Below are 26,258 nucleotides of genomic sequence, written 5' to 3' on the forward strand. Positions count from 1 at the left end.
TTTCAATACTTCCGTCACTATCAATATCAATAGCATCGAAGTTTATATTAAGGCCGGATAGTTTAACTTTATGCTCACCGTTTGCTAAACCTAGTTTCTCATAAACTAAGGACTGATATTGAGCATTTGGTTGCTCGAAGTTTATAGTCTCAACCGGTTGTTCGTCAATCCAAATTTGACCTTCCCTATACCCAGCAGAAAGTAATCCTATTATTCGTAACTTAGTGCCATTGAATACAAACTCAACAGTAGCAAGTTTATCTGAGTTCGGGCAATAGTGAGTAGATCCTCCAGACCATTTGGCATCTGAATGAGTTGCCCATCCGTCTCCTGTATATTTAAAGTTTGAATTAGAATCTTCAATTCGTTTCCAACCCGGTTCTGGTTGAATTAATTGATCACCTACTTTAGCAAGCGGTTTTTCAATACTTCCGTCACTATCAATATCAATAGCATCGAAGTTTATATTAAGGCCGGATAGTTTAACTTTATGCTCACCGTTTGCTAAACCTAGTTTCTCATAAACTAAGGACTGATATTGAGCATTTGGTTGCTCGAAGTTTATAGTCTCAACCGGTTGTTCGTCAATCCAAATTTGACCTTCCCTATACCCAGCAGAAAGTAATCCTATTATTCGTAACTTAGTGCCATTGAATACAAACTCAACAGTAGCAAGTTTATCTGAGTTCGGGCAATAGTGAGTAGATCCTCCAGACCATTTGGCATCTGAATGAGTTGCCCATCCGTCTCCTGTATATTTAAAGTTTGAATTAGAATCTTCAATTCGTTTCCAACCAACTTCAGGAATAGTTATAACTTCCCCTATAGTTGCATCATAATCTACAAAATAGTCTGCGCCTAGTAAATCGACTGCACATAAAGTCAAGTTCATGTTTTCATTTACATCAATTACTACACTATGAATACCTTTTGAAAGACCCATTTTCTCGTAGCATAATTTTAATCCATCTTTCGGATCACCGTATTGTGCGAAAGTACCACTAGCCATTCCATCTATCGTTACTTTAGCTGATTTTGTAGCATCACTAAACCACCTAGAGATGATTCGAAATGCCGTTCCGAAAAACTTAAATCTAATCTGACCGACATTCTTAACTCCTGTCCAAGTATAATCTTCGAAAGTCTTCCATACGTCTTGAGGTAATAACTCAATTTTGCGCTTCTCACTAGATAACTTAGAATCATAGTTATGCCTTGTCCAACCCGATTCCGGTGTATTAAGTACATCACCTACTTCAGCTTGTTTTACTAAGTAGCCCTTATTATCTATATCAATAGCGTCTAAATTGATTTTTTCTCCTGATATTGTAACAATGTGCTTCCCTTCTACTAAGTTAAGTTCCTCATATAAAAGAGCACATTTTGTTACCCCTGTTCGATTGAAATTTATATCGTTTGTAATACCATCTATCGTGATAATTCCTTTTTGATAATACTCTGTCATTAATCCAATAATTCGTAAGGACGTGCCATAAAATGCAAACGTAGCAGAAACAATACCTGCAGACGTACGACCAGTCCAATGAACAGTTCTATTGTAACCACTGTCATCAGGTGTAGAGATAGTCCATGTTCCAGAATACTTAATTAAGCTATCTGAATCGTCAAATCGTTTCCAACCATCTTCGGGTTGTAATAGAACGTCTCCAACTTCAACAGGCGGTTTAATCATCGAACCAGTTTCATCTATATCAATAGCATCTAAGTTTATATACAGTCCTTTTATCTCGACCTTATGAACTCCTTGAGGTAGATTCAGTTTTTCATAAACTAAACGTTGATATATAGTATCAGTTGACGAGAAGTTTATTACTTCTTCTCTGCCATCAATCAGTATTTTTGCATCAGAGTCGTAAGGATTAACTGTCAAGGCTATAATTCTTAATTTTGTACCTTCAAAGTCGAAACGTATCGATGCTGGGTTATTATCTACTTCAGGAGCTTTATAATGGCATGTAGAGTTATAAAGGCTTGAGTTAACAACATCGTTCTTCCAAACTCCTCTATACTTAATATTAACATCAGTATCATCAATTCGTTTCCAACCAGTTTCAGGTTGAAGCAGAACGTCACCTACTTTAGCAGTTTTTACTAATTCTCCATCAAGAATGTCAATAGCATCCATTATAATTCCTTCAGGACCCTCAAGTTTAACTGAATGAAATTCATTTTTTAGACCTTCTTTATTGTAAAGTAGAACTTTCCAGTTATCTGAACCTAGTACTGGATTGTATGATTCTTTGACACCGTCGATCGTTATATCTACAGGACCATAACCTAAATTAACACTTTTAGAAACAAGTCTGACACCTGTACCTTTAAATGAAAATTCTACAACTGATTTGGTAAGGGAATATACTGCTGTACTATTATAGTACCTATCATCAGTAAATCTATTCCAAGCACCATCACCATACTTAATTAATGAATCAGCATCATCGAAACGATTCCAACCAGGATCAGGTTTATCTAATATCTCCCCTACTTTTTTGGGTGTAAATACATAACCATCAGAATCGATATCAATTGCATCAAGATTTAAGTATGTACCTAGAATCGTTACTGTATGCGGCCCTTTATTAAGATTTGTTTTCTCATATATAACAGCTTGCCTTGTTCCCTCCCATGCATCGTAATCTAATCTCTCTGTATTGCCATCAATAACGATTGTTGCATATCTATCATAACCACCATTATTAACAAGTCCAATAAGCCGAAGTTTAGTACCTACGAAAGAAAATTTAATCTGTACTGAGTTTGATGGTTGACTAGAACTTTTATAGTGGAATGTTTTCAAATAATTATCAGAGTATTTAGAGTATCCACTAAACCAATTTTCTCCTTCAAAGATAATATTCCTATCGCTATCATCAATACGCTGCCACCCTGGTTCGGGCTGAGTTAATACTCTCACCATCATATCACCTCTCCATTTTTATCTTAAAATAATTTCAATTGCTCCATCAGTAGCAATTACTATGCCCTAACTATTTGTATTAACAGCTTGATGGATCAATAAATTTAAATATTTCATGCATAACAGAAAGGAACTAATTTACTTACTAAAAGACATTTAAAATACAATTGAACTGCTTAAGCTTTTACTTTTACAACAGCTCTAGCAGTTCAATTTTAAAAATTACATAATGTCATGAAAATACGAATATTCGATATCATATACTTAAGTAAAAGCTAATCTAGCACTCTACTTTATTATCTCGTTTTCTTCCAATTCCAATTATTCCACCAAGATTCCCGGCTATGTTTTAACCATATTTTTGGTTCTTCTTCGATTAATATATCGCTTTCCTCAAATTCAACCGGTTCTTCTGCCTGATAGATATTTTCTAATTTAAACGTATCGTTTTCAACAAGTATACTTTCGTTGTCTAAAATGCGATTAAATTGTTCTATTTCATCTATATTCGTATGAACGAGATTTCTTCTATTCACTGGAGTTGATTGGATCTCTATACTAGATAATTCTCTTACATTTTCAAACATACCGTATGTATTTATGGATGCTTTATGAGTTGATTTTCTTTCCCATTCATATAGCTCATGTATATTTGAAGCCTCTTCAATTGACTTCCGATGCATATCCTTCAATTCAAAGATATTCATCATTATATTTCGTACTGTACGATCTAATTCTTCATTCTTCACTACATCTGTATTAAATTCTCTTACACCTTTATGCAATTGATCCGTGACTACTATATTTGCCTCTGCCTCTTTCATAAGCTTTTCCATTGGGGCAGATGTAATATTCTTTACATACCAGTTTCGATCATTTATTGCGGTTTCATATTGTTCAATACTAATCTGTAACTCTCTGTCAATAATCTTAAAATTCTCTTTATCGATCATTTTTGCAGCTAATTCTTTTACGACTTTTACATTATCTATCGTTGCAACAGTCGCATCAACTTCTTGCAAGACATTACCAAACTGATAGAATGAACTAATTTCTGCTCTTGTTTCATTTTCTTTATTCATTATTTCATACGTATCTATATTTGTTTGTAATTCTCTTTGGGTTCTTGCAAACAAATCATAATCTGGTAAGTAAACTGTAATTCCTAATCCTTCGAATAGATCAAACTCTTCATACGATGCTTCTAGTTCTTTTTCTAATACAAAAGTATCACTTTCAACAAGTATACTTTCGCTGTCTACTGTTCGGCTGGATTGTTCTATCTCACCAATAGTAGTATTAAAAGTATTGTACTTATTCGTTAAAGTTGTACGGATTTCTTCACTAGCTAGTTCTCTTTCAGACTCACTTACATGATATTCATGTATTGATGCTTTATTATCTAATTTTCTTTGCCATTGGTCTGTTTCAAGAATATTTGACTCGTACTCATTATTAATTTGTCGCATATCATCAAAATGCTTAATTTTCATTATGAGTTGTTTCGTAAGTCGTTCTAATTCTTCATCCTTAATTACATTTGTATTACGTTCTTTTATTATTCTCTCTAATTGATCAGTAGCGATTATATGCGTATCTATTTCTGGCACTCGCTTTGTCATCGGATCAGATATAGTACTTTCTGCATACCAATTCCTATCATTCGTTGCAGTTTCATATTGTTCAATACTAGTTTGTAACTCTTTCTCAATATGTCCTATATCATTACTATCAATTATATTAGTTGCTACTTCTTTCACTAGATGACCAATCGAATCAACCGTATTAATTTCTGCTTCTATATTATTTTCTCTATTTGCTATTTCAGCTGTCTCAATATTCGTTAGTAATTCCCTTTGAATCCTTGCGAATAAATCATACTCCGGTAAGTAAACTGGAGTTCCTATTAAATCAAAAAGATCAAATTCTTCATAACGAGAATCCTGTTCTTTTACGCGTCTATTAACAAGTTCATATCCTTCATCATTATGCGCTATCAATTGTTCTTGCTTTGTAAACTCTACAGGGCTAATACATTCTGATTCATTATCGACTTTAACTCTTTCACTTGTTATTGGTTCATTACTTTCTTCACTTATAAACAATCGATCATACAATACAGAATCCGCTACTTTATCATCCTCCACTAACAACTCATGAAGGTCACGCTTTGCTAATTCATACGCATTTGTAAATGGAGTTTCTATTTCACATAGAATCCGATTCATGGAAGATATATCTGCTTGAGCAGTATGATACTGTCCATTTACTCGATTGAAATGTTCATATCCATATATTCCCATATCTTCTTGCTCACCTATAACTCGATTAGAAAGTTCATAAGAAGGTACATTCACTTCCATTTGTAATACTTTTCTATCTATAGCAGCTACATCGAAAAAGACTCCCTCTTTCTCTTGCATGGTTCTATCTGCTAGATCCGTATCACGAACATTACCATATACTGAACGTATGTCTCTTTTAGCTGAATTAACTGTTATTTGTTTCGCTTGTAGTTCTCTCTGTACACGAGCAAATAAATCATAGTCTGGCATATAAACTGGGATTCCTAAACTATTAAAAAGATCAAATTCCTCATAAAATCCAGTCAATTTTTTGATTTGTCTACTAGCAAATTCATAGTTATCTTGAATAGTCCCCAATAATTGTTTATGTATTAGGTCCATTTCCTCATGGTGTATATAGTCAGTCCATACATGTTTCGTTTTCTTATTAACTTGTTCGTCTTCAGCTAATTTTACTTCTACTTCTTTTGTGAGCACATCACTCTGTATCATTTCTGGAAGATTATAATCCATGTACAAATGATTCTGACTTGATACCATCAATGACTCTACTAAATTTACCTCATTAGAATGGTACTGTCTTTCTAATAACTCATATTCACTTATGAATTTACTTTCATATTCATGCGTTATATGATTCATGTCATTCATTTCTATGTGAGATGAATCATATTCTATTAATAGTTTTTGAGCGTTATTATATACATGGCCACCATATGTATATATGTCTTCCATTATGCGGTCCGCAAATGACACATCATATTCATTAGTTTGAAGTTCTAGCTTTTTACGTTCTAAATCTTCTATATTAATAAATCTTCCATCTATCTTCAGTGCTTTTCTATTTACAAATTCAAAATAATTTATTTCACCATTTCGCTGAATGGCATCTCTATTCGCTGTATTGTAATTTATATTACAAGCCTGTATTTCTCTTTGTTTACGAGCAAACAAATCATAATCTGGCATATAAACCGGAATCCCTGTATCAGTAAATAAATCAAATTCCTCATAAGAAGTAGTTACTTCTCTTGGCAAGTTATTATAAAGCTCAAAATCACTTATCTCTTGTACAGGTAATTCTTTTTGGCTAATCTCTACATGATCCACATTTCTAACTACAGTACTACCTATTTCTTTTTCTCTTCTTTCAGTCAATATTGTCTCATAAAATCCTTCGCCATATAAAATACGTGCAACCTGTACCCATCGCGGTATTTCATCTACATTGGTTGCAAATTCTCGTAATTTCTGTTTTACTCTCTCTTGCTCAATTGGGAGCATATTACCTGCTTTATATATCTTACGATCTGTACTAGACATTTCTGTTACATCTGCATACTTTGTATCTAATCTGCTTCCATTGTTCCCTTCCATATGTTCCATATCAAAAGTTCGGTCATGTTGCATTGCTTTCTGATAGTAATGAACATCTGCAAGAATTTCTTTAAGCGGTTTAGAATCCTGTATGCTTAACAGTTCCATGTTGATACTCCGCATTAGGCTTGCAATATCCACTTTAGCAATATTAGCAGTCACCTCAACTTGCCTTATTGCCTCTACAACAAGGTCTGTTAATATACCTTTTCCCTTTACTATTTTGGTTGCAAATACCCCAGCATCTTCTTCCTTAACAGCTTTGAATCTTGAATATGGAGGCAAACTGACTGGAAAATTATTCGCATTTTTTACAAAAGGATTTAAAACAGAAAGCGAGAGACTATATGTTTTCTTCATTGTTGATCCCAAAGGAATCGAAACAACATGACTCTTCTTTTTCGTACATAAAGAAGGGGAAGCAATAGAATAAATTTTCTCACTCACTCTCTGCATTCCCCCTTATATGATTAATGATTAAATATCTTCTTTATAAATAGCTAGACCAATCGGATTAAATGGCGTTGCTTTCGCTTGTGTCATCGGAGAGACTGCGGTAGTCGGCAACGTATAACGATATAATTGTGCAAATTCATAACTTGCTGTAATCTCTACCCCGTTAATTGGGATTTCTTTAAACGTCACTGTTTTATCATCTTCATTTAAAATAAAGTCAGTATTAGGAACTAGAGTACATGCATTGAACAACTTAAGTGTTCCTGCTTTTGGTTTATGCTCTAAATGGAAAACTTTTCTCATTCCATTTCCTTTTCCTAAAGATTCACTTGTAACTTCCTTTTCAATTTCCAATTCATCGGCCTGTTGAATATTTTTTGGGTGAACAGCATAGACATCATCTAATTTTCCAACATATCCATCATTAGGATGAACGATATAAATCTGTGACAAATGATATTTCCCACTATAGACAGATGGATTAAATCGACCTTGTCCACTATCAATATCCATATCGTGAGTAATAAATGATAAATAATGTTTTTGATACATTGCACCTGTATATGATTGAGCTAATAATACAGAATCATTTCCATTACCTGTATTTTCTCCGTAGTCTAAATTTGCATTTCCAATTTTTTTATTAGGCGCATAATTATATTGATCTCCGTTACGACAACCACCAATAATTACAGTGTTTTTACGCGGTGCATTATCAAATGTGTACATTCTTCCAATATATAATGGTACAAATAATGCTCGAACAGGACTTGGTGTTGGATCTACACGCATAAACATAACAATACGATCTTTATTTCCATTACCATACATATAAACGACAGAATCACGTTTCCAATCTTTTGTAAAACGGGCTTCTGGTGTAAAACTAATCGGTGTATAAGGCGAAGGATTTACAAAATTAACTGTAGAATATACTTCAGCCATAATACTTTCCATTTTTTGTACGTCAAATGATGTCTTCGCTACTAAAGTATCTAACGTTCCGTCTGCCTTTGGTGCTAGAAAATACACTCCAGAAAATTTAATGTTCTCGGAACTTTTTGGGGCAGTTTGAAATTCAATTGCTGTATCTGAAATTGTATATTCCCCCGGATCGACCATCTGATTATTTCTATAAACCATAAAACGACTTTCATCAAAATTTGAAAATGGCAAATTAAATGATTTTTTTGAACCGGTACCGTTTCCTAAATCACTTTCAGCATCTGATAACTTTACTTCCTTCTCAATAAAATATTGGTTAAACGTAAAGAAAATCATATCATTATTTGGTTCGTATGCATCATTTGTTAATCGATACTCACAGGTGATTTTATCTCCTTTTGCAATCGCTTGATTAAAAATAACTTTCCCCGCTTTAGCATCAACTTTATATTTATCCTTTTCTAGTAAAATGCTATTTACATACACTAATAAAGAACTTTCAACTACAGGAAATGTCGGAATTTGAAATTCCTTTTTCACTCCATCTCCCATGCCTAGTTTTCCTAATGGAGAATCCACAGGAATAAATCTACCATCTGTAAAATCAGAATCGCTCGTATCATAAGCATTTGCCACTCCAAATCTGCGCCATTCTCCATCACTACCTAACGATTCAAATAATCGAACATCAATAAACTTATTGATACCACTTCTAATTTTAAAGTATAGCTTTCGACTCCATCCTCGCTCTGTAATCATTTTCTCTAATTCAACTGGTAATGTTTGTAAATATGCTACTTTATCAAACCACATGTTTTCTCTCTCCTTTACATTGACTTCTCATAAATTCCTAATCCAGCTGGACGATATGGTGTCGCTGGTCTTTTTGTAATTGGCGAAATGGCATCAACATTATAAAAACGATAAATATCAAATGTATCTGGACAAGTATTCTTTCGCACTTTTAACTTATCCCCATTCAATAATCCTAAAGGAGATAGTAAAACCATGTGAGGTAAGAAACCTCGCACACCTTCATCTGGATGAACAACATAAGCACGAGATGTATGAACTCGACCACTATATACCGAAGGATTAAATTGATACTTATATTCATCATTATCATGAGACTGCCAAGCTAGTGGATATTGACCACCATTTACTCCTTTTCTATCAGGTGGCATCTCATTCGGAGCAACATTCCAAGCAATATAATGAGCTTGATATCTAGCCCCTAATCGCGAGCGCTTAATAATAACGTTATCAATACCATTACCTGGTGATTTAGGATATGTTTTTAAAATTGGTAAGCTATCATTCACATTTCTATATGGTTTCTTATCATTAAAATCAAATGCATGTGAGCTATTTTCTGCACCTGTATCAAATGCTGTCCCAGCCCAAAGTGCGTCACCAATTTGATCATCTTTCGCATAGCTTTCAATTTTGCCCATGTATAAAGGTGTAACCGGAACTACATTATTTTCAAATGCAGGTGTATTATCTGCTTGAATTAATAAAACTACACGATCCTTATCTACTTGGCCAGTCACTCTAACTAATGAATCAGGCCACCAATTTGTTTTTACATCAACCCCTTCTAAATTCGGGTTACGTAATGTAATTTTTACAAACGGTGACATCATAACATCCGTATTAGCACTGGTATAATCTATACTTGGATTGCCATTCTTCATAAGAATATCCGTTTTACTCACTTCTACATCTATTAAAATTTTTGTGAAAGAATCATAAGCTACTGCTGTCGCTGTCCCATCTTTAAATGCAGGATCTTTTTCAATCATATAAACATAAAAACAGGAACGATCAAGATTTTTACTATATCTTAATTTTGCATCCTTAATAAACTCCGCTTTATCCTCTTCCGTATTAAATTTATACGAAAGATCCTTTTTAGCAATATCCCAAGATGCGATTTGGACTAATCCATACATAGCCCCTTCTGCATTTTTAATAATCGTATGTTCCGCAATTCCAAACCGGTATAATGTTTCATCCATACCAGAATTCTTTAAAATTGCTAATGGATAACCTGCTTTTTGAAACCTTTTAACCTTTGTCCATCCGTTACTAGTTGCTACATTTATAAGATCATCTAAGAAACTTCCTTCTTGAAATACCTTTTCAATAAACGCCACTTTACTTCACTCCTAATCTTTTAAAAATTGATAATTAAGCCAAATAGCTTTTTTCTCTAAAGATTTATTTATATATTCAAAACGGATAATCGCTTTCGCAGGAATTTGTTTAACAACAGAAAAATTAAATCCTTCAGGAACATCTTTCATATAAATTTCATCTGCTATTTTTTCATTATTAATATATAAATTCCAATAATCATTATCGTTATATTTTGATGCACCAATAGAAAATGCAATCATCTCCATATCAACTGGTGCTATAAATTCATTATGATGAATATTTTCATAAACACCTATTCTTCTTCCTTTTATAAAAGGAATCGTTTTGGTTGGAAAGTATGGAGCATCTAATCGGCCACCTGCCATATAATTTACAGCAAAACTCATAATCTCCCTCCCATTACTTCAAAAACTGTAAAGCAATCCATACTTGCTTATTATTAATTCCTTGGTTATGAAATTTAAAAATAATTTTATCTCCAGCCTTTAATTGCATATAGGACATAAGACTTATACCTTCTGGTATTTTTTTTGTATAAATATCCTCACAGACAATACCGTCATTTACAATAAGCGACCATTTATCATCGATTTCATACATAGAACTACTCACACTAATGGCATAAAACTCCATGTCAATTGGTAATACGTATTCCATCTTATCTTCTGTCCATGCTTTAGAATCCATTATAAAACCTTTCATATACGGAAAGGTTTTTGTTGGATAAAATGGCGCATCTAATCGACCACCAGCTATATAAGTTGTTTCAAACAAAGGTAATCACCCTTTTTATTGTATTAAAAAATCCCCATGCATCATTACGACACATCGGGAATTGGTAAATTAGATAACATACCGCTACCTTTATTAATAAGCCTTGGCTGTACTCGATCTAATTGTTTGTTTGCGTTATAAATTAGTTGCATCTCCATCTTTTTACCCGTTATTTTATGGGATATAAGGACCTTTTCAAGCAGTGCTTGTCCATTAAAAACCAAATCGTAGTGCAAATATTTATCTCCAACAACTGCCGATAACCGAGCACCATCACGAACCAGTGTATACCCCTCGGTCATACCCTCTTTAAAAACATCATTTGGATCGTTACCAGGCATCGGTTTTCCACCGCTGTAAAATTCCCTATCAATTAATCCTTTCATTAAATACATAATAGGATCATATAAATTCTTTTGCATTATCATAGAATCACCCCTAATTTACCCTTGTTACAGGCCATGTTTTAGCTGGGCGTTTAATATAATATCTATCTGCATTTAAATCTGTTTCATCAAACGTTAAATCTGGTAAAGAACCATAATCAAATAAGATATTATTTTGTGTATCTAATACTTGTAATCGCCCGGTAAGTATTCCTAAAGGAGTGCGCACCGCTTCAAAAATAATAATATTCACGCCATATTCTAGTGGTATATCAACATACGTAGGATTGTTTCGGATAAAGTAGTTTTCCACTATTAATTTATTATTACAATAAATATTTAATAAATCTCCATCCTCATAATCCCAATCCCACAGCTTTAATCGTAATGTATCTACATTTACTGTGATTCCTGTTATATCGGTATACGGAGTAGGTTCATATCCATAGTTAACGGATAAATCTAAAGTTTGATAGAATCCATCATCAGCAGAAATCATTGTGTTAATTCCTTTAACAAAGTAGTTCCACTGTTGCCCAGAATCCCTATTGTAAATGGAAACCACATCGAACAATTGAATTCGCGGATTCCCTATCACAGCAACTGTTAGTGTTCTGAATTTTTGAATCGCTTTTAAATGATAAGCTGCAGCAACTGCCCTTCTTGCAAAGAATGTTGTTGCCCAAGGTACCTCTATCATTTCCTCTCGCAAATCCCCTAAAGAGACGTTTTTAAGTAAGAATGAATTAACAAAACCATTAGCATAATCTCCGCATTTAATAACAATACTATTACTAATGTCCTGATCTGTTAATTGCATATCTAAAGAGATTAGGTTTTCCCCTTCTCTAAAACTAAATTTGGCAAGTTCGTTAATTTCGTAGTCTGGCATTTTCATAAATGTACAACTTCCATCTGGTTCATGTTTAATGTAGTGGAATGTTGTATCTATAATATCGCGTACAATTTCATCCCACTTTTGAAACCTCTTTCCAGTTGCCCCTTCAACAATCCAGCTTTGATTGGTCCCAGGAATGTTTACCCTACTTCCGTGTAATGTAACTCCTGCTTTTTCAAGGAAGAATTTCACTACATCATACACATTTCCAGTTGGTGCAACAATTTCATCTGATCCCGGCGTTGGAATTACTGATTTTTGTAGAACCTTTTTATAAGATGTTGTGCAGGTAACTGATATTGTGCCGCTTTCGGCATTCACCTTTACGTCAGATACAAAACCATGTATATACGGTAAAGCTTCTTCGCCATAACCGATAGAAACCTTAAATTCAGTCTGCGGATATAGTTGGTTTGTGTTTGTTACTTCACTGTTGTAAAACCATTCTTGAATGGAAGAAAACTTACCATACCAGTTATCAGGTGCCATTTGCCCATATTCATTAGCAAAGGTAATAGAAAATGTACTTGCGAACTGATCTGCGTTCTCCTGCACTTCCAGGCTCACTACACGATGTTGTATTTGTACATAAGAAGAAGATTCTCTTTTTTTCATATAAACAATTAAATTAGGAGCATTATTCCCCACTTGGAAATAGCTCCCCAACATTCTGATTAAAGAAATTGATCCTTCTCTCACATTCCATCAACTCCAATACCTGCTTGTGACATAGATATTAATTTACACTTTGCTATTACTAGTGTTCCTTTACGTATTGCATCAACTTCATTAGGTGGAATAATACCACCATAGGTACCATAATCACCTGTAATAATATGAGGGCGATATATTTCACTCATGAACTCACGCCAATGACTGATATCATTGAATAAAGCAGTAAATTCTACTTCACATCCTTTATTACCAGTACTTTGGTAACGAGGATATCCATGCATAACATTGTAATTTTTTAATCCGTTTAAGGATTTAGGCATTTTCGTTTGTTCAATCATTGCAATTGTAGGTATAGGCCCATATGCATGATAATAAACATCACGCAAATAGGCTACGTCAGAAGAACCGTAACCGATTGTTGTAAATTCAATTGTTTGTGGCCCTGCACCAACAAAAATTTCTCTTGCTTCCCAGGCATAAGCACCTCTTGCTCTAAATTTTTCAATACCATTTACTCGAACAATAAAGTATTTATCTGGTAACATACCATCAGAACCAATAGGAACTTGGGACATAAAAGAAAAATTATATGTCCCAGGCCATGAAAAATTAATAGTATATTTAATTGTACTTTTTAATTCTGTAACATCCCATAAGAGATGATATGAACCAGCTCTTCTATGCAATGTTTTTAATATACTCATACATTACGCACCGCCATTCCCATTAGATCGTCAGCAACTACGTTTTGTAGTAATTTTCTCATTTTCACAAAATCCTCTGCAGTTTGCAATTTTTCAACAGCAACTTTGAATGTAGCATTTTGAATTGTAACACCTTTATCTGTTTTCTTTTCAACAGAAGAGTGCCCAGCAAATGGATGTGCAGATTTTCCAATCATATCAGCAGAATGTGCTCCCATTTGTCCAATTCGGGTAGATACATCCGTTACTAGTTGCATCGGTTTCGGTGGAACAACCGCTTTATTTAACAATCCAGAAGCCTTGTCCACAGCCGGGATCATTTTTTCCATCCCTACACCAAGACCTTCTGTAATATATCCGCCGTACTCCATCATTAGACGAGAAGGAGATTTTATACCAAAGAAACTTTTAACTGCTTTTGGTATTCCGTCTACAACGCCTTTAGCTTTATCAACAACCCAGCCAGCCATAGATGTCATACCTTTACCAATACCAGCAATAATATCTTTCCCCCAGCTTACAGCGTCGTTTGCTATCCCCTTAACTATAGAACCAACTTTACCGAATACATCCCTTACTGTATCAACAATGCCGTCAAACGCTCCGACGATAGCTTTTTTAATTGCTGCAAAGTTACTTACTATGAAATCTCTAATAGCACCAACAACACTAAATATTGTGTTTTTTATCTTATTAAAGTTATCCACCACAAAGTTAACAAATGTCCGAACAGCAACTATTATTGTTTCTTTAATAAAATTCCATGCGGTTACAATAATAGACTTTACGATATCCATTACAGTCGTAATTGTGTTTTTTATAAAATGAAATGCTGTAACCACAAAATTCTTTATAGTCTCTAATACAGTTATAAAAACTGTTTTAATTACATTCCAAATCGTAGAAATAACCGTCTTTATTCCATTCATTACAGTTGTAATTATGCTATGAATTGCTTGAAACACACTACTTACAACTGATTTTAAGAAGTTTAATACAGTCGTAAAAATTGCCTTTATTCCATTCCACACTGTAGAAATGACGGTTTTTATCCCATTCATCACAGTCGTAATTATGCTGCGAATTGCTTGAAATGCACCACTTATAAATGTTTTCAAAAAGTTTAGCACCGTCGTAAAAACTGTTTTTATAATATCCCAGCCAGTTTTAAAAATATTTTGCCATGTTTTAATAGCAGTAGAAATATAGCTTTTAATAAATTCTAAAGCAAACTTAACAACACTTTTTATTACGTTTAGCACTGTATTAAATATCGTTTTTATTAAATTCCAACCAATTTCAAATGTCTTTTTCCATATGTTGATATACATTGTAATTACAGTAGTAATTATTTTCCATGCCCCGCTAAGTATTTTATCTATAAACGCTACCGCAGATTGGAATACTTTTTTTGTTCCTTCCCAAAAACTTGAGAAAAACTTTGACAAACTATCCCATACTGACTTCGCAACTTTAACGATAGCATCCCAGGCTTTAGAACAAATATCACTGATCCATTGCACTGCCTGCTTTGTATATTTCACAATTGAATCCCAATTTTTATACAGCACATATACTAAACCAACCATTAAAAGTATTGCAATGCCCCATGGACTTAATACTAATGAAAACATTGATTTTCCAAGACCAGTCAATATCTGTGCGAACTCACTAAAAACTTTAATTAGTTTTAAGGCATCTTTAATAATCGCCGTAATTGCACCCGGTATTTGCATTAATGTTTTAACTATATTTACAAGGCCACCAATGATTTCACTCGCCTTAGATATAAGACTAGAAACAGATTTGATTAACTCAACCGTTTGCTTCAACGATGGTATTACTATATTGGAAATCTTCACGACTTGTTGAGCGATAGGTTGAATAGTTCCAGCTAAACTCTTTGCATCTTTTTCAGTTAACCCAAGCATATCCTGTAGTTTTTTTTGAGAACCTTCCACATCGGTAGCAAATTGTAAAGCTTTGCTATTGACTTGTTCTATAGGTTTTGTAACTTTATTTGAAATAGTGTCACCAAACGTTTGCATTTGCTTACTAATATTCCCAAGAGAATCTGCTGATTTTTGGATTTTTTCTTGCATTGTATTAGAGGCTTTTTGCACTCTCTCTTCAAACTTTTCTACACCTTTATATGCCTGATCCGCTTTGTTACCAATCTTCCCAAAAACATTGGTCGCCCCGTTACCAAATTTTTGAATTTGTCCATTTATTTGATTAAGTACTTCTGCTGGTTTCTGAAATTTTTCTTGTATGTTCTTAGAAGCCTTTTGTAAACTTTCCTCAAACTTTGCTAAATCCTTATAAGCTTCATCTGCTTTAATTCCAATTGTACCAAACAACTGGAATACTTCTGTAAACATTCACTCCCCCCTTTCTAACTAGGAAGTTTTTTATTCCTGATCGTCTTCAAACTGAAACTCTGCAATCAGCTTATTTGCATGGTCGATACATTCCTCTTTGGACCAAACTTCCATAGTCTCATTTTCTTCCCCATCCGACGTAGATTCCGTAAGTCCAAAAGCTTGCAAATAGTCCTGAAAAGTTGTTCCTTCTTCTAATTGCCTTGTTTGAAATCCGATAAAGGCCATCTTTTTCCATTCATTTAATTCTTCTTGCTGCTCTTCCTGACTAATAAAAGAAAATAAGTCCATTAAACGAGAATACGGTATGGATAAGACATAATCATCTGTCCATCCATACCGTTTTTGGACTTTATCAAAAGCCCTTAGCATATTTTGCTCTGTTTCTTCTATGTATTTATTAGAGTCATTTTCTACATTTCTTGTTTGTTCCACTTGAGACTTTGAGATTTGATTAGACCCTTGACCTGATTGAAAAAAGACATTAAATCTTCACTTTCTAATAATCCTTCAATAACTGCTACCATAGCTTCTGGTGGTAACTGATCGAATTCTTCACGCTTAATCTGTAATAGACTAGAAAAAAATTCCGAAAACTCATCTTCACATTCCGGAATCATAGACAATAATTGAAAGACAAACTCTAAACCCTTTTCTTTTTTTTGTTTTTCAATTTCATTTAACTGTTCTTGTTGCTCTTCATTCATTTGGGCCAATTGAATTTTTTCATCAATTTCATTCTTTTCTTTCCCAAACTCCATAAAATCAGTCATTGCATGACGACCAACTTTAGAAATAATCTTAGTAAAACGCCAAACATCTTTTACATTTAAACGTCTCATCTTCATCTTCTGACCTGAAATTGTAATTTCTGTACTATTATGCATCATTTTTTCTAGCATTGTTGTCATATTCAATATCTCCTTTTATAACCTAAAAATAAAACCTACAACTTATTTACTTGTTGTAGGTAATTTAGGTGCTTTTTTCTTTGGTAAATAAATTTCATAAGGGGGTGTATTAGGCGAACTTTCACTATAATGACCAATAAATTTGCATTTAAGTCCTACAGTTCCTTTACCATCTTTTAAATCAATTTCTACAGAAGAAACTACCATTGCATTTCGGATAACAAAAATAACCGGAATATCACTTCCTGAAACTACACCTACTATTGCAATATCACTATAACTTGCGTCTTTAATTTCATTGGTTGGTTTTACAATGTTATAATCGTTATCAGTCGTACTATCTACATCTACGCCTGGTAGAGCTAACTCTAAATTTTCTTTCGTAAATTCTACTAGTGTAACCTCCATATGTGGTTCATCTTTTAATAGCCATTTTCCGCGAACTAGTTTTCCTAAAACACCATCAATATCAGCATCATAGTATTCTCTAGTAAACCCCACTTTACAGCCACCTGTAGTAGCTCCTAACATCTCACCTAGGTCTTTAACACTTTTAAAACCTTTATACATTACACCCGGTCCAATAACAAAATTATCAGTTGTACCCTCACGTACACCATTAATAAGCTTCCAACTCATTTTTTTCCCTCCTTAATATAATTCCATTCTTCCTACCCGTACAAGAAACTTAATACTAATATGAATAATTGATGGATCTTCATCTGGAACTGTAATACTGCCTGCTCGATGAATTGTAATAATACCAGAATCTCTTAACAATCCCGCTTCTCTGTCTAACAAATGTTCTATTCGCCTTGAAATTACATCCGCTTTTTCATAATCACCTTGGCCACAATATATATCAAAAGTGAGGATCATACGATCAATTACCTCTATATCATCCGGATTATTAGATTCAATTCTCATTACCACATAAGGCATTTTCATATCATTTTGTGCAGTTTGAAATGTTAGAGCGGGCTCTCCTTCATATTTCGATAGATTACTTTGCACAATTGTATCTTTCTCAATAATATTTCTAATTGTTGCAATCGCTTTTGTCGTCATTGTTCTCCTCCCAATGTCCTTTTTAATTCCCCACGCTCTTTTTCAAACGTTTTTAAGAAAAAAGGTCGGGCTTCTACAGTACTTGTACCATTTTCGACATACACCGCTCTTTTTAATTGGCTTCCAATCGTTCCTACTACTTCGTTATCTGTAATATGTAAGCCATATTTAATGGAATCTTGTAATTCTCCCGTTCTAGAAGCAAATGTCTCTCCTGGTTTTGAAGCAATATATGTGCGACTCGATCGTGGAATTTTATACTTCACACCATTGTGATTACCTGATACTGTTTGTTTCATTTCTCGTTGCAGTTGATTGCAAGCACTTATAATTCTTTCTACCATCATTTTATTAAGTTGTTCTTTAACCTGTTCTACATTACGTGTAACCATGAACTCCGATGTATTCGTCATTTTATTCCAACAGCTCACAATACAATTCAATATGGTGATTTAAAAATGATGGATTTCTTGGTTCTCCTCTTACCTCAAATACATAATCATGAAAATAGATTACATCATTTGTATGGATGTTATGTTCTGCAGAAGTATAAATTTTATAATTCGGCTCAAAATTTTGTTTATTTCTTTTTAACCTTTCATTATCTACCGCTGTGTGTGTTGTTACACGACACTTCATTCTTTCATAAATAATGACAGGCTCTTCTTTAAAATTTCCTGCCGGCTGTTTTACCTTTTGATTCCTTTTCACAGTTACTTCATGTATATATAATTCTTCCATATCTAATGTTCACAGCCTATTCTTTCATTCATAATGCTATTAAAGGGTTTCTACTTCGGTATTTTTTTAATACTTTTAAAATCTTTTTATTAACAGTTTCCTCATCTAGCGATTCAATATTTATTTCATATGAATAATCTCCGATATTTGCTGATTTTTTCATATTTTCATATTGTAGATTTGTTCGAATTACCGCATAACACGTCATATCGATGATGCATTTTTTCATTAAAGTCAAAAGCCCATCATAATCTTGTATGGTATACTCAAATTCATATAATTGATTCTCACTTAAACCATATACAGTGCAACCATCAGAAAAAACTGAACTGGTAACTTCTTCTCCAGAACCAATATGGATTACCTTGATCAAATTTTCTGCTCGAAAAGAAAGCCAAGCCAATTTACTAGTTCTAACTTTCTCTTTCATTGGGTTACTTGGCTTACTTCTCAAATAGTTTTTAGTAATCAATTCATATTGACTAATGAGTTCCTGGATTACCGTATCGGGCATTCGTTGAACATTTACCCTGTTCTTTATGTCCTGTACAGTAATTTCCATCCTTCCACCTCTTTTACTTCTCTTTCTTTTTAACCTCTATACTATCTATTAACTTAAAATGTCCTGTACTCAGTAAATAGTTTGCTTTCTCATTTGCAACCTTTTCCTTTACTCCGTTGAAAAAAGTATAGCCATATGCAGTATATGTACCGCCTAATTTTAATTCTATAATCTTCATATACAAATTACCTTACTTAATTCCCAAATTTATCAGGTATATTAGTAAGAATTGCTACTGCGTCCATTTCTTGAATAACTGCATCATCATCCAAATGAATAACATAAAATCGCTTATCTTCCATAACAGCAGATTTACCTTCTACAGTCTTACGAACTCGCGTGTCATACGTATTTACCGCAATAAAGTTTTTAGGATCTGCAAAAATAATTACATCATCTTGAAGAGAAGGAACTGTGACAATTTCATACCCTAACGGCTTATTAACTTGATCCCCTGTACCTAATAACGCAGCATCACCTAAGCCAGTTGAACGAGTTGTTAAATATTCAATCCACTTCTCTCTACGAGCAGGTGACATAATCCACTTTAAACCTTCATTTTTATATTTATTAGGCATCGCCTTAGATAAATTAAAGATTGAGTCTTTACTAAACCCGGCGCTAGCTTCAGCATCTCCCGTTCCCGTCACTAATTTAAAATGATCGACAATATGAGATTTACTTGATTGTTTAATTTGTTTTAACCAGCCATCATTAATTTGAAGAAATGGATCTTCTGAAGTTACATCCCCATTCCAATGAAGATCTTCAAGGTCAATACCTAACTGAGTTGACATTAATGTCATAACAGTATCTTCATATCCTTCACCTTCGATATTTTCTCGAAGTAGCTCCTCCGTAATCTCCCATGGTAAACGAATAGAAACTGTATCATATTCAACTTTCGACGTTTCTACACCCGCTCGATAGCCATCATCACTATTTTCCATTTTCCTACGTAAAATTCGACCACCGATTGCAATTTTATCTAATTCACCTTTTTTCGCTTTACGAATCTCTTTGCGATGCAATTGAGAAAATGGAGTTGCATCAAATACCATTCGGAAAAATTCTTTACTTTGTTCCGGATATAATAGCCCCGCTTTCATTCCTCCTGTTGTCATTGTACTCTTTTCAATTCGTTCAATACGTGCTAATAATTCTTTATTATTCATAGATTCATTTCTCCTTATCTTTATAGATCTAATCCTACCCATTTATTTACTGGTTTTCTCATCTCGTTTGTTGGTTTGGCATCAGCCCCAAGACTTTTACGAACTTGTGCTGATCGCTCAATTACTTCAAGTCTCTTTGAAATGGGGTCTATTACCTTCTGAATAAATTCACTTGTCTTTTTAGATTCTCTGTCATTTTCTAATTCATTAGTATCATGAGTTGATTCAAGTTCTTTATTTAACTGTTCTTCCAACTCCTGTAATCTCTCAAGAAAAGGACCCATTTCTCTCTTTACAATGTCTGCAATCTCATCTGAATTTTGATCTGCGTTTTTTTGTAACTTATTTTCTTTAATTTGGTTCATCAAAGAAATCATTTCATCAAATTTTTTATCATTTTTCTTATATAAGATTTTGCCTACTTCATTTATGGAATTAATAGTAATATCTTCCGGCGAGAAATCTGTATCACCACCCTTCATTGTATTTAAAATGTCCTTCATTTCATCTAAGGTGGAAACCATCTGCTTAATATCTACATTTCCCTCCCAAATCCCAACATAAAATACATCTTCAAACAAATTAAATACCTTTTGCATCTTAGAGTTTTGTTTACTATTTACTGACTGATTATCCATCTCCTGAGTTTGTTCCTCGTCATAATGTGACTTAAAAAAATTAAACATCTTACGAATTACACCTTTCTCATCTTGTGTAAACTCATCCATTTGTGGCATCTCCATTCTTTCTCCAACCCCTCCCATCGAAAAGCCTGTGATTTTCCCTTTTTTGATCTCTTTCCATGTTTCACTATCGTCTACTCGAACAGTCATAAGCCATGTTCCTTTTTTAATATTTTGTTTCCCAACAACCGTATTATTTTTAGAAATCCAGCTTTCTACTACTGTTCCTTTTCCTGCCAACTCGTCATGGTTTTTATCTATGTATCTATATTTCTCTAAAAAATTATAAGCCGCTCTTTCAATTTCTTCAGCCGTCATGATATCACCATGTGCATCTTCTATATTTGGTTCATAAACAACCCCTGTTACAAGTTGTTTTTCATCTTCCCTCTTTAAAATAGGGACATTTTTCAAAACGTTAGAGCCATTCATGTTCATACCCTTCATAATTGCAAATGGCCTACCATTAGCCCCCTTTGTTACTAATGAAACATAACTAATTTCTACATTTTTCAATTCATTTGGCATAATATATTCCTACTTTCTAGCAAGACTACTAAATCGAATTTGAATCTTCATTTAAAAATTTATCTCCTTCTAGAACTGGTTCGTATCCAATAACTTTTCGGCATTCATTTCTTGTTAATATACTCTTTTCGTATCCATCTATTGCATATTGCATATCACTTGCTCGATCATCTGTATCAATTTCATTTAATTGAAACTGCCAGTCCAATTCCCCCAACGTTTCTGTAAACTCTTTAAATAATTGTGTATTTAATCGATGTTCTAAAATTTGTTGACCTGGTTCAATAATTGATCTTTTATACATTTCATTCATTTCTTTTGCTGTCGTCTGTCCAAGTGATCCTGTCATAGCCCAACCAATTCTATATGGTGGAACTCGATGAGCTACACAAATTTCCATAGCATTATCTTGGCGATATAAACGAAAACTCGCTTCTTTGACATCAGGCCCTAATTTCTCTAAGCGAGCTTTGGCTCCTTCAGGGACAGGAACAACTGCTAACTTATGATGTTCTCCTTTTGTTTCGACAGAGAAAAATGTTTTTAATTCTCTTTCAACTGAATCATCTATTTCATCAACACCCTCAACAAACAAAACAGCATCTGGAATTGTTTTACCAGTAAAATAATTAATATTGTAATCTCTTACAGCTTGTGATCCTACAATGGAACCAATTGAACTCACATAATCCGGAATACCATAGTATGATGATCTAGAACCAAATTTACGAATTACAATAACTTCACCAGCTTTTTCTTCAGTGTCTAATAACGAGTTTTCATCTAAGCTATCACTAATCATTTTTCCATCTACTAACCTAAAATCTGATGGATAACTAAATCTCTTAAACCATCTCTCCTCATTATTTACAATCTGTGCAAATCGAATCTTATCTTTATGCGCACGTACCGTATGTGCTGGGATATGGTGAAGCTGCGCTGGTTCCCCTTTCAAATTACGAACAACCTCTATAATTCCCCAACCTACAGTTTCATAATCCTCCCAAACTGCCCTAAGTATTTCGCTACTTGTCATTTCATTATTGCAATACCTCATAAAACGCTTTAATTCTTTATATTGTTCCTGATTTGCCTCTGTCACTTCATCTAGCGGTGCAAAATCAAATCCCATACCAGCAATATCATTTACTTTTGCACTAATACATGCCGAGTGAATAGGGTTACTTTCTCTCAAATTTAATAATACTTGCATATCATATGGAGGCTTCACTAGTTCTTTATCACCGTACACTTGTGCAAATGGATCAATTGTCATTTGTTTGCTTTGAAGTTCCTCATCACGTAAAGCCATCTTACGACTTTGTAAATTAAGTACCTTCACATTTTTAATTGCTTTTTTCTCAACCATAAGATTTATGCCTCCTTTCATATACAAATCATTTATTCAATGTTTTTCATAAAAACTTTACCAATATAAAAAAACTGAACATTACATGTTCAGCTAAACTCTTTTTATTTTTCCACCCATTATTTTTTTTTGCTTAGTAAAAAAGTATTCTAAGGCTTGTGACGTTGTATCTACTTGATCATTATGCTTACCAGATGGGAAAGAAGCTAATTCATCTATATAATCATATACCCAAGATTGTATTTTAGGATTAGGTATATATACATTTCCAGATTGAAATTCAGGGGATATCGCCTCAGCGCGTGTTTCTTTTGAACCCTGTGGATTTATAGGAATAATTCCACTTATTTCATTCTTCAATGAACTAATAATGGCAGGGCCATTTGCTTTTTTTTCAACTAATTTCGGAATGGACTTTTTAAACCCAGAATTCCGAAGGATCGACTCATATTTATGGTGAAAAACAACAAATGCTTTCTTTGTTTCTAGGAAATTCATTTGCGCCCTCACTTGATCAATTAAATATTTGTCTCCATCTATTTTTCCCCAGATCTGTCCAACCACAAATGAACTTTTATTTGTAGTGTTATCAAAAGCCATATCCCAGGAAGTAATAATTTGATCAAATTGTTCCCAATTTGGTAATACATCGTAATATTGAAACCAGTTCCTTTTAAAAATATTCCCTATATCACTTGATGGTTTTTGTTGCCATAAAGATAACCATGAGCGTGCAGAGGAAAACTTCTTTTTATCTTCATAATAATTTTGGCCATAGTGTTCCACCCATAAGCCTCTTCCTATTTCTCTGTTTAATGGATCGTTCCTTGACTCTGCTATAGCGGGAATTGATAACACAGTCCATTTCTCCTGTTCTTTCTCTAACAATCTACCAGCTAAATCGTCCTCATGCCATCGCGTCAAAATTAGAATTACCTTTGCACCTTTTTGTAAACGTGTAGATAAAGTATCTTCCCATTCATCCCATAGTCTATTTCGGTATGTAATTGATTCGGCCTCTTGGCGATTTTTAATAGGGTCATCAATAATTAATAAATCTGCTCCTTCCCCTGTAATCGAACCACCAACTCCTACAGACAACATTCCACCAGAGTGGTTATGTAGTGCCCAATCTGTTACGGAACCTTGTCGCTCATCAATTCTAATGTTAAATATCTCTTTACCAAACTCTTCAATCTTAGCACGATTTCTTCTACCAAACTTTTCAGCTAAACTTGATGCATAAGATACCTCTATAACTCTCTTATTTGGATAATTTCCTAAATACCAACTTGGCAATGTTTCTGTTATAGACTGTGATTTTGAATGCCTAGGTGGCATAAACACCATTAATCTATTAGTCGATAATTTCTCTTCAATTAAATCTTGGCAAATCTTTGTTATTAATTTTGTGTGCTTTGCATGTTTATAGAATCCCTTATGTGTATACTGAACATAGAAAGGGGTAGTTCACTTTTGCCAATTCCTTAAATGTATTTTCATCTATTAACTTATGCACATTCATCCGTGTCATGATTGTAATTCTCCTCCTTGAACTTTCTCAAATAATTTCATAGCTAAATCAAGCATTTCCTCATCACACCCAATTTTCATAGCCATTTTATTATGCTCTACTTTCATTTCTCCTGAATGATTTACATTTGCTTGCAATTGATCTTTTCTTCCCCATTTAGTTGGGAATTTTCTTTCTAATCTCCATGCTGCGGCTTTCCAATTAGATTTTGCATGCTCCCCAATTGTCTCAACGTCTCTAGCTTCACTAAATGCTAATGCCTGATCAATTTCCATGACTAACTTCACATAAATCTTATCTTTTCTCGGTACTACTTCACCTGTCTTTTCACTCGTTTCAATTGCCCTACGCCCTTGTTTTAACCAAACATAAACTATACTTCTACTTATTCCAACTAACGCACATGCGGTTTCAATATAATTCCCTACTTTAATATATTGGGTCAACCTATTTATCAGCTCATCATTCAATTTCATTGGTCGCGCCACTAGCATTCCCTCCCGTTTTAACTCATCATTTGTATTTCTTTTTCTAAACACTCAATACATATTGTTGTTATATTGTCGTCAACTACCTCACGAATTAACATTTGTTCACAATACTGAATTGTGATTGGAAATTTCAAAACCCACAAACATTTTTCAAGGCAAATTGAACATATTGGCATAGTATCTATATCTTGTTCTAACATCTAATCGCATCCTTCTGTAGTTTTTCATGTACTACTGCCTATTTTGTAGTAAATAAAAAGATGCCGTCACTTTTAAAATCTCTCATTTAATTTATAGATATCCTTTGGATTACTCTTTCTTTTTGCTAGTATCCATTCTTCATTTTTTATATTTCATTTAAACTTATTTTATTACTCTCTATTTATAGGTGGCACTATGGTGACAAGAATGTATTTGTAAATAAAAAAAAGCCTTAACTACTTTCGCAGAAAAGACTTTTTCTTACTTGTTTAGCAATTTTTATTTCAGATCTATATAGAATCGTTTTAATTGTGCTTCTTGAAACATTCAAATATTTAGCAATTTTCTCTTGTGTAATGCCTCTTCCTCTTGACATGATATATATTTCTCTTTCATATTTTGTCAAAGTAGAGAGCGCATCTTCTAGTTTTATTCTCTCCCATTCTGAAATGACACTTTCTTTGTTTTCATCATCCCATTCATATGTTGTATCAGTACTACGAAAATACCTTTGCATTAACAAGGAATCATATGATTTCTCTCGTTGATAAGCAGCTCTACGTTCTATTCCCCTGCGATTACCCGGCATCTTTGCATTCTTCATCCACTCCAAAGCATATGTGACATCACTAATCATACTTGTTAATATTTTAATCTCTTCTTCTTTTGCACTTATTTTGGCACTCTCTAGCTTACATAACGTTTCTTTATATTGGATAATTAAATCTCGCATATACCATTCCCACCCTTATAACAAAGCAAAATTGTTAAAAATAGAGACCATCTAAATCTACATTTAATTTCCATTTATTTTTTCTCACCAAAAAACTAAAATTATAAAAAAAATCTTGCTTAATACTATTTATCATTGCTACTTTGTACTTATATGATATATGTATATAACGATTCGTTTTTATCTCTTTTTCATCATTTTTTTACATAAAAATAACCACCTGCTTGTTTACACAGGTGGTTATAATCCATATTAAAAA

The 26,258-nt window shown here is 33.7% G+C and carries 24 protein-coding genes and 1 pseudogene; all 25 read right to left on the reverse strand.

Annotation, left to right across the window (positions count from 1 at the left end):
- Positions 1–2,941: pseudogene (locus ES895_RS22785) on the reverse strand (hypothetical protein); the annotation flags it as partial.
- 293 nt (positions 2,942–3,234) lie between these two features.
- A complete protein-coding gene (locus tag ES895_RS22790) occupies positions 3,235–7,077 on the reverse strand; it encodes a hypothetical protein (RefSeq protein WP_240690242.1) in 3,843 nt (1,280 codons plus the stop codon).
- A gap of 21 nt (positions 7,078–7,098) precedes the next feature.
- Entirely contained in the window at positions 7,099–8,835 is a 1,737-nt protein-coding gene (locus ES895_RS22795; RefSeq protein WP_085311994.1) for a hypothetical protein, read from the reverse strand.
- 14 nt (positions 8,836–8,849) lie between these two features.
- Positions 8,850–10,181 carry a hypothetical protein gene (locus tag ES895_RS22800; protein WP_097862638.1) on the reverse strand — a complete coding sequence of 444 codons (1,332 nt, stop codon included), beginning with the start codon at positions 10,179–10,181 and terminating at the stop codon, positions 8,850–8,852.
- 12 nt (positions 10,182–10,193) lie between these two features.
- The gene (locus tag ES895_RS22805) at positions 10,194–10,571 is read right to left on the reverse strand and encodes a hypothetical protein (RefSeq protein WP_000006644.1); all 378 of its coding nucleotides are present in this window, start codon (positions 10,569–10,571) and stop codon (positions 10,194–10,196) included.
- Between the two features lie 13 nt (positions 10,572–10,584).
- Entirely contained in the window at positions 10,585–10,959 is a 375-nt protein-coding gene (locus ES895_RS22810) for a hypothetical protein (protein WP_000464270.1), read from the reverse strand.
- A gap of 44 nt (positions 10,960–11,003) precedes the next feature.
- Positions 11,004–11,387: a hypothetical protein gene (locus ES895_RS22815; RefSeq protein ID WP_025117880.1), complete on the reverse strand. Its 384-nt coding sequence runs from the start codon at positions 11,385–11,387 to the stop codon at positions 11,004–11,006.
- A 10-nt stretch (positions 11,388–11,397) separates the two neighbouring features.
- Positions 11,398–12,942 carry a hypothetical protein gene (locus tag ES895_RS22820; protein WP_086391825.1) on the reverse strand — a complete coding sequence of 515 codons (1,545 nt, stop codon included), beginning with the start codon at positions 12,940–12,942 and terminating at the stop codon, positions 11,398–11,400.
- Positions 12,939–13,622, reverse strand: coding sequence for a hypothetical protein (locus ES895_RS22825; protein ID WP_000025596.1), 684 nt, complete (start codon positions 13,620–13,622; stop codon positions 12,939–12,941). Before ES895_RS22825 ends, ES895_RS22820 begins: the two co-directional genes overlap by 4 nt.
- Complete coding sequence (locus ES895_RS22830; protein ID WP_135238673.1) at positions 13,619–16,003, reverse strand: phage tail protein; 2,385 nt, start codon at positions 16,001–16,003, stop codon at positions 13,619–13,621. The genes ES895_RS22825 and ES895_RS22830 overlap by 4 nt, the downstream gene beginning before the upstream one ends.
- 30 nt (positions 16,004–16,033) lie before the next feature.
- Positions 16,034–16,438, reverse strand: a complete 405-nt coding sequence (locus ES895_RS22835) for a hypothetical protein (RefSeq protein WP_000438521.1) — start codon at positions 16,436–16,438, stop codon at positions 16,034–16,036.
- On the reverse strand, positions 16,417–16,914 hold the full coding sequence (locus ES895_RS22840) for a hypothetical protein (protein ID WP_000210326.1): 498 nt from the start codon (positions 16,912–16,914) through the stop codon (positions 16,417–16,419). Before ES895_RS22840 ends, ES895_RS22835 begins: the two co-directional genes overlap by 22 nt.
- Positions 16,915–16,956: 42 nt before the next feature.
- A complete protein-coding gene (locus ES895_RS22845) occupies positions 16,957–17,553 on the reverse strand; it encodes a hypothetical protein (RefSeq protein WP_000118565.1) in 597 nt (198 codons plus the stop codon).
- A 12-nt stretch (positions 17,554–17,565) separates the two neighbouring features.
- The gene (locus tag ES895_RS22850) at positions 17,566–17,982 is read right to left on the reverse strand and encodes a hypothetical protein (RefSeq protein WP_000208342.1); all 417 of its coding nucleotides are present in this window, start codon (positions 17,980–17,982) and stop codon (positions 17,566–17,568) included.
- Positions 17,979–18,395 (reverse strand): HK97-gp10 family putative phage morphogenesis protein, encoded by a 417-nt coding sequence (locus ES895_RS22855; protein ID WP_033668458.1) that lies wholly within the window; start codon positions 18,393–18,395, stop codon positions 17,979–17,981. Before ES895_RS22855 ends, ES895_RS22850 begins: the two co-directional genes overlap by 4 nt.
- A 1-nt stretch (position 18,396) precedes the next feature.
- Entirely contained in the window at positions 18,397–18,723 is a 327-nt protein-coding gene (locus ES895_RS22860; protein WP_000392020.1) for a hypothetical protein, read from the reverse strand.
- 28 nt (positions 18,724–18,751) lie between these two features.
- Positions 18,752–19,285, reverse strand: coding sequence for a hypothetical protein (locus ES895_RS22865; RefSeq protein ID WP_000406978.1), 534 nt, complete (start codon positions 19,283–19,285; stop codon positions 18,752–18,754).
- Positions 19,286–19,298: 13 nt separating this feature from the next.
- Positions 19,299–19,463 (reverse strand): YqbF domain-containing protein, encoded by a 165-nt coding sequence (locus ES895_RS22870; RefSeq protein WP_000691127.1) that lies wholly within the window; start codon positions 19,461–19,463, stop codon positions 19,299–19,301.
- Between the two features lie 16 nt (positions 19,464–19,479).
- Positions 19,480–20,460 (reverse strand): phage major capsid family protein, encoded by a 981-nt coding sequence (locus ES895_RS22875; protein WP_001060157.1) that lies wholly within the window; start codon positions 20,458–20,460, stop codon positions 19,480–19,482.
- A gap of 20 nt (positions 20,461–20,480) precedes the next feature.
- Positions 20,481–21,671 (reverse strand): XkdF-like putative serine protease domain-containing protein, encoded by a 1,191-nt coding sequence (locus ES895_RS22880; RefSeq protein ID WP_086391823.1) that lies wholly within the window; start codon positions 21,669–21,671, stop codon positions 20,481–20,483.
- 28 nt (positions 21,672–21,699) lie between these two features.
- Positions 21,700–23,040: a phage portal protein gene (locus tag ES895_RS22885; RefSeq protein WP_074593173.1), complete on the reverse strand. Its 1,341-nt coding sequence runs from the start codon at positions 23,038–23,040 to the stop codon at positions 21,700–21,702.
- Positions 23,041–23,133: 93 nt separating this feature from the next.
- The gene (terL, locus tag ES895_RS22890; protein WP_238601938.1) at positions 23,134–24,381 is read right to left on the reverse strand and encodes a phage terminase large subunit; all 1,248 of its coding nucleotides are present in this window, start codon (positions 24,379–24,381) and stop codon (positions 23,134–23,136) included.
- Between the two features lie 189 nt (positions 24,382–24,570).
- Positions 24,571–25,068, reverse strand: a complete 498-nt coding sequence (locus ES895_RS22895; protein ID WP_069603977.1) for a hypothetical protein — start codon at positions 25,066–25,068, stop codon at positions 24,571–24,573.
- 11 nt (positions 25,069–25,079) lie between these two features.
- Positions 25,080–25,265 carry a hypothetical protein gene (locus tag ES895_RS22900; RefSeq protein WP_000892959.1) on the reverse strand — a complete coding sequence of 62 codons (186 nt, stop codon included), beginning with the start codon at positions 25,263–25,265 and terminating at the stop codon, positions 25,080–25,082.
- Between the two features lie 233 nt (positions 25,266–25,498).
- The gene (locus tag ES895_RS22905) at positions 25,499–25,999 is read right to left on the reverse strand and encodes a sigma-70 family RNA polymerase sigma factor (RefSeq protein WP_001205173.1); all 501 of its coding nucleotides are present in this window, start codon (positions 25,997–25,999) and stop codon (positions 25,499–25,501) included.
- Between the last annotated feature and the right edge of the window lie 259 nt (positions 26,000–26,258).

Source organism: Bacillus sp. 007/AIA-02/001 (assembly GCF_004634455.1).
GTDB lineage: Bacteria > Bacillota > Bacilli > Bacillales > Bacillaceae_G > Bacillus_A > Bacillus_A cereus.

Coding starts and splice junctions, on each gene's coding strand:
- ES895_RS22790 (WP_240690242.1), bottom strand. CDS start 7,077: ATGCAGAGAGTGAGTGAGAAAATTTATTCTATTGCTTCCCCTTCTTTA.
- ES895_RS22875 (WP_001060157.1), bottom strand. CDS start 20,460: ATGAATAATAAAGAATTATTAGCACGTATTGAACGAATTGAAAAGAGT.
- ES895_RS22830 (WP_135238673.1), bottom strand. CDS start 16,003: ATGTTTACAGAAGTATTCCAGTTGTTTGGTACAATTGGAATTAAAGCA.
- ES895_RS22850 (WP_000208342.1), bottom strand. CDS start 17,982: ATGACGACAAAAGCGATTGCAACAATTAGAAATATTATTGAGAAAGAT.
- ES895_RS22795 (WP_085311994.1), bottom strand. CDS start 8,835: ATGTGGTTTGATAAAGTAGCATATTTACAAACATTACCAGTTGAATTA.
- terL (WP_238601938.1), bottom strand. CDS start 24,381: ATGCCACCTAGGCATTCAAAATCACAGTCTATAACAGAAACATTGCCA.
- ES895_RS22805 (WP_000006644.1), bottom strand. CDS start 10,571: ATGAGTTTTGCTGTAAATTATATGGCAGGTGGCCGATTAGATGCTCCA.
- ES895_RS22855 (WP_033668458.1), bottom strand. CDS start 18,395: ATGACGAATACATCGGAGTTCATGGTTACACGTAATGTAGAACAGGTT.
- ES895_RS22845 (WP_000118565.1), bottom strand. CDS start 17,553: ATGAGTTGGAAGCTTATTAATGGTGTACGTGAGGGTACAACTGATAAT.
- ES895_RS22825 (WP_000025596.1), bottom strand. CDS start 13,622: ATGAGTATATTAAAAACATTGCATAGAAGAGCTGGTTCATATCATCTC.
- ES895_RS22840 (WP_000210326.1), bottom strand. CDS start 16,914: ATGACAACAATGCTAGAAAAAATGATGCATAATAGTACAGAAATTACA.
- ES895_RS22860 (WP_000392020.1), bottom strand. CDS start 18,723: ATGGAAGAATTATATATACATGAAGTAACTGTGAAAAGGAATCAAAAG.
- ES895_RS22865 (WP_000406978.1), bottom strand. CDS start 19,285: ATGGAAATTACTGTACAGGACATAAAGAACAGGGTAAATGTTCAACGA.
- ES895_RS22895 (WP_069603977.1), bottom strand. CDS start 25,068: ATGCTAGTGGCGCGACCAATGAAATTGAATGATGAGCTGATAAATAGG.
- ES895_RS22900 (WP_000892959.1), bottom strand. CDS start 25,265: ATGTTAGAACAAGATATAGATACTATGCCAATATGTTCAATTTGCCTT.
- ES895_RS22885 (WP_074593173.1), bottom strand. CDS start 23,040: ATGGTTGAGAAAAAAGCAATTAAAAATGTGAAGGTACTTAATTTACAA.
- ES895_RS22905 (WP_001205173.1), bottom strand. CDS start 25,999: ATGCGAGATTTAATTATCCAATATAAAGAAACGTTATGTAAGCTAGAG.
- ES895_RS22870 (WP_000691127.1), bottom strand. CDS start 19,463: ATGAAGATTATAGAATTAAAATTAGGCGGTACATATACTGCATATGGC.
- ES895_RS22815 (WP_025117880.1), bottom strand. CDS start 11,387: ATGATAATGCAAAAGAATTTATATGATCCTATTATGTATTTAATGAAA.
- ES895_RS22880 (WP_086391823.1), bottom strand. CDS start 21,671: ATGCCAAATGAATTGAAAAATGTAGAAATTAGTTATGTTTCATTAGTA.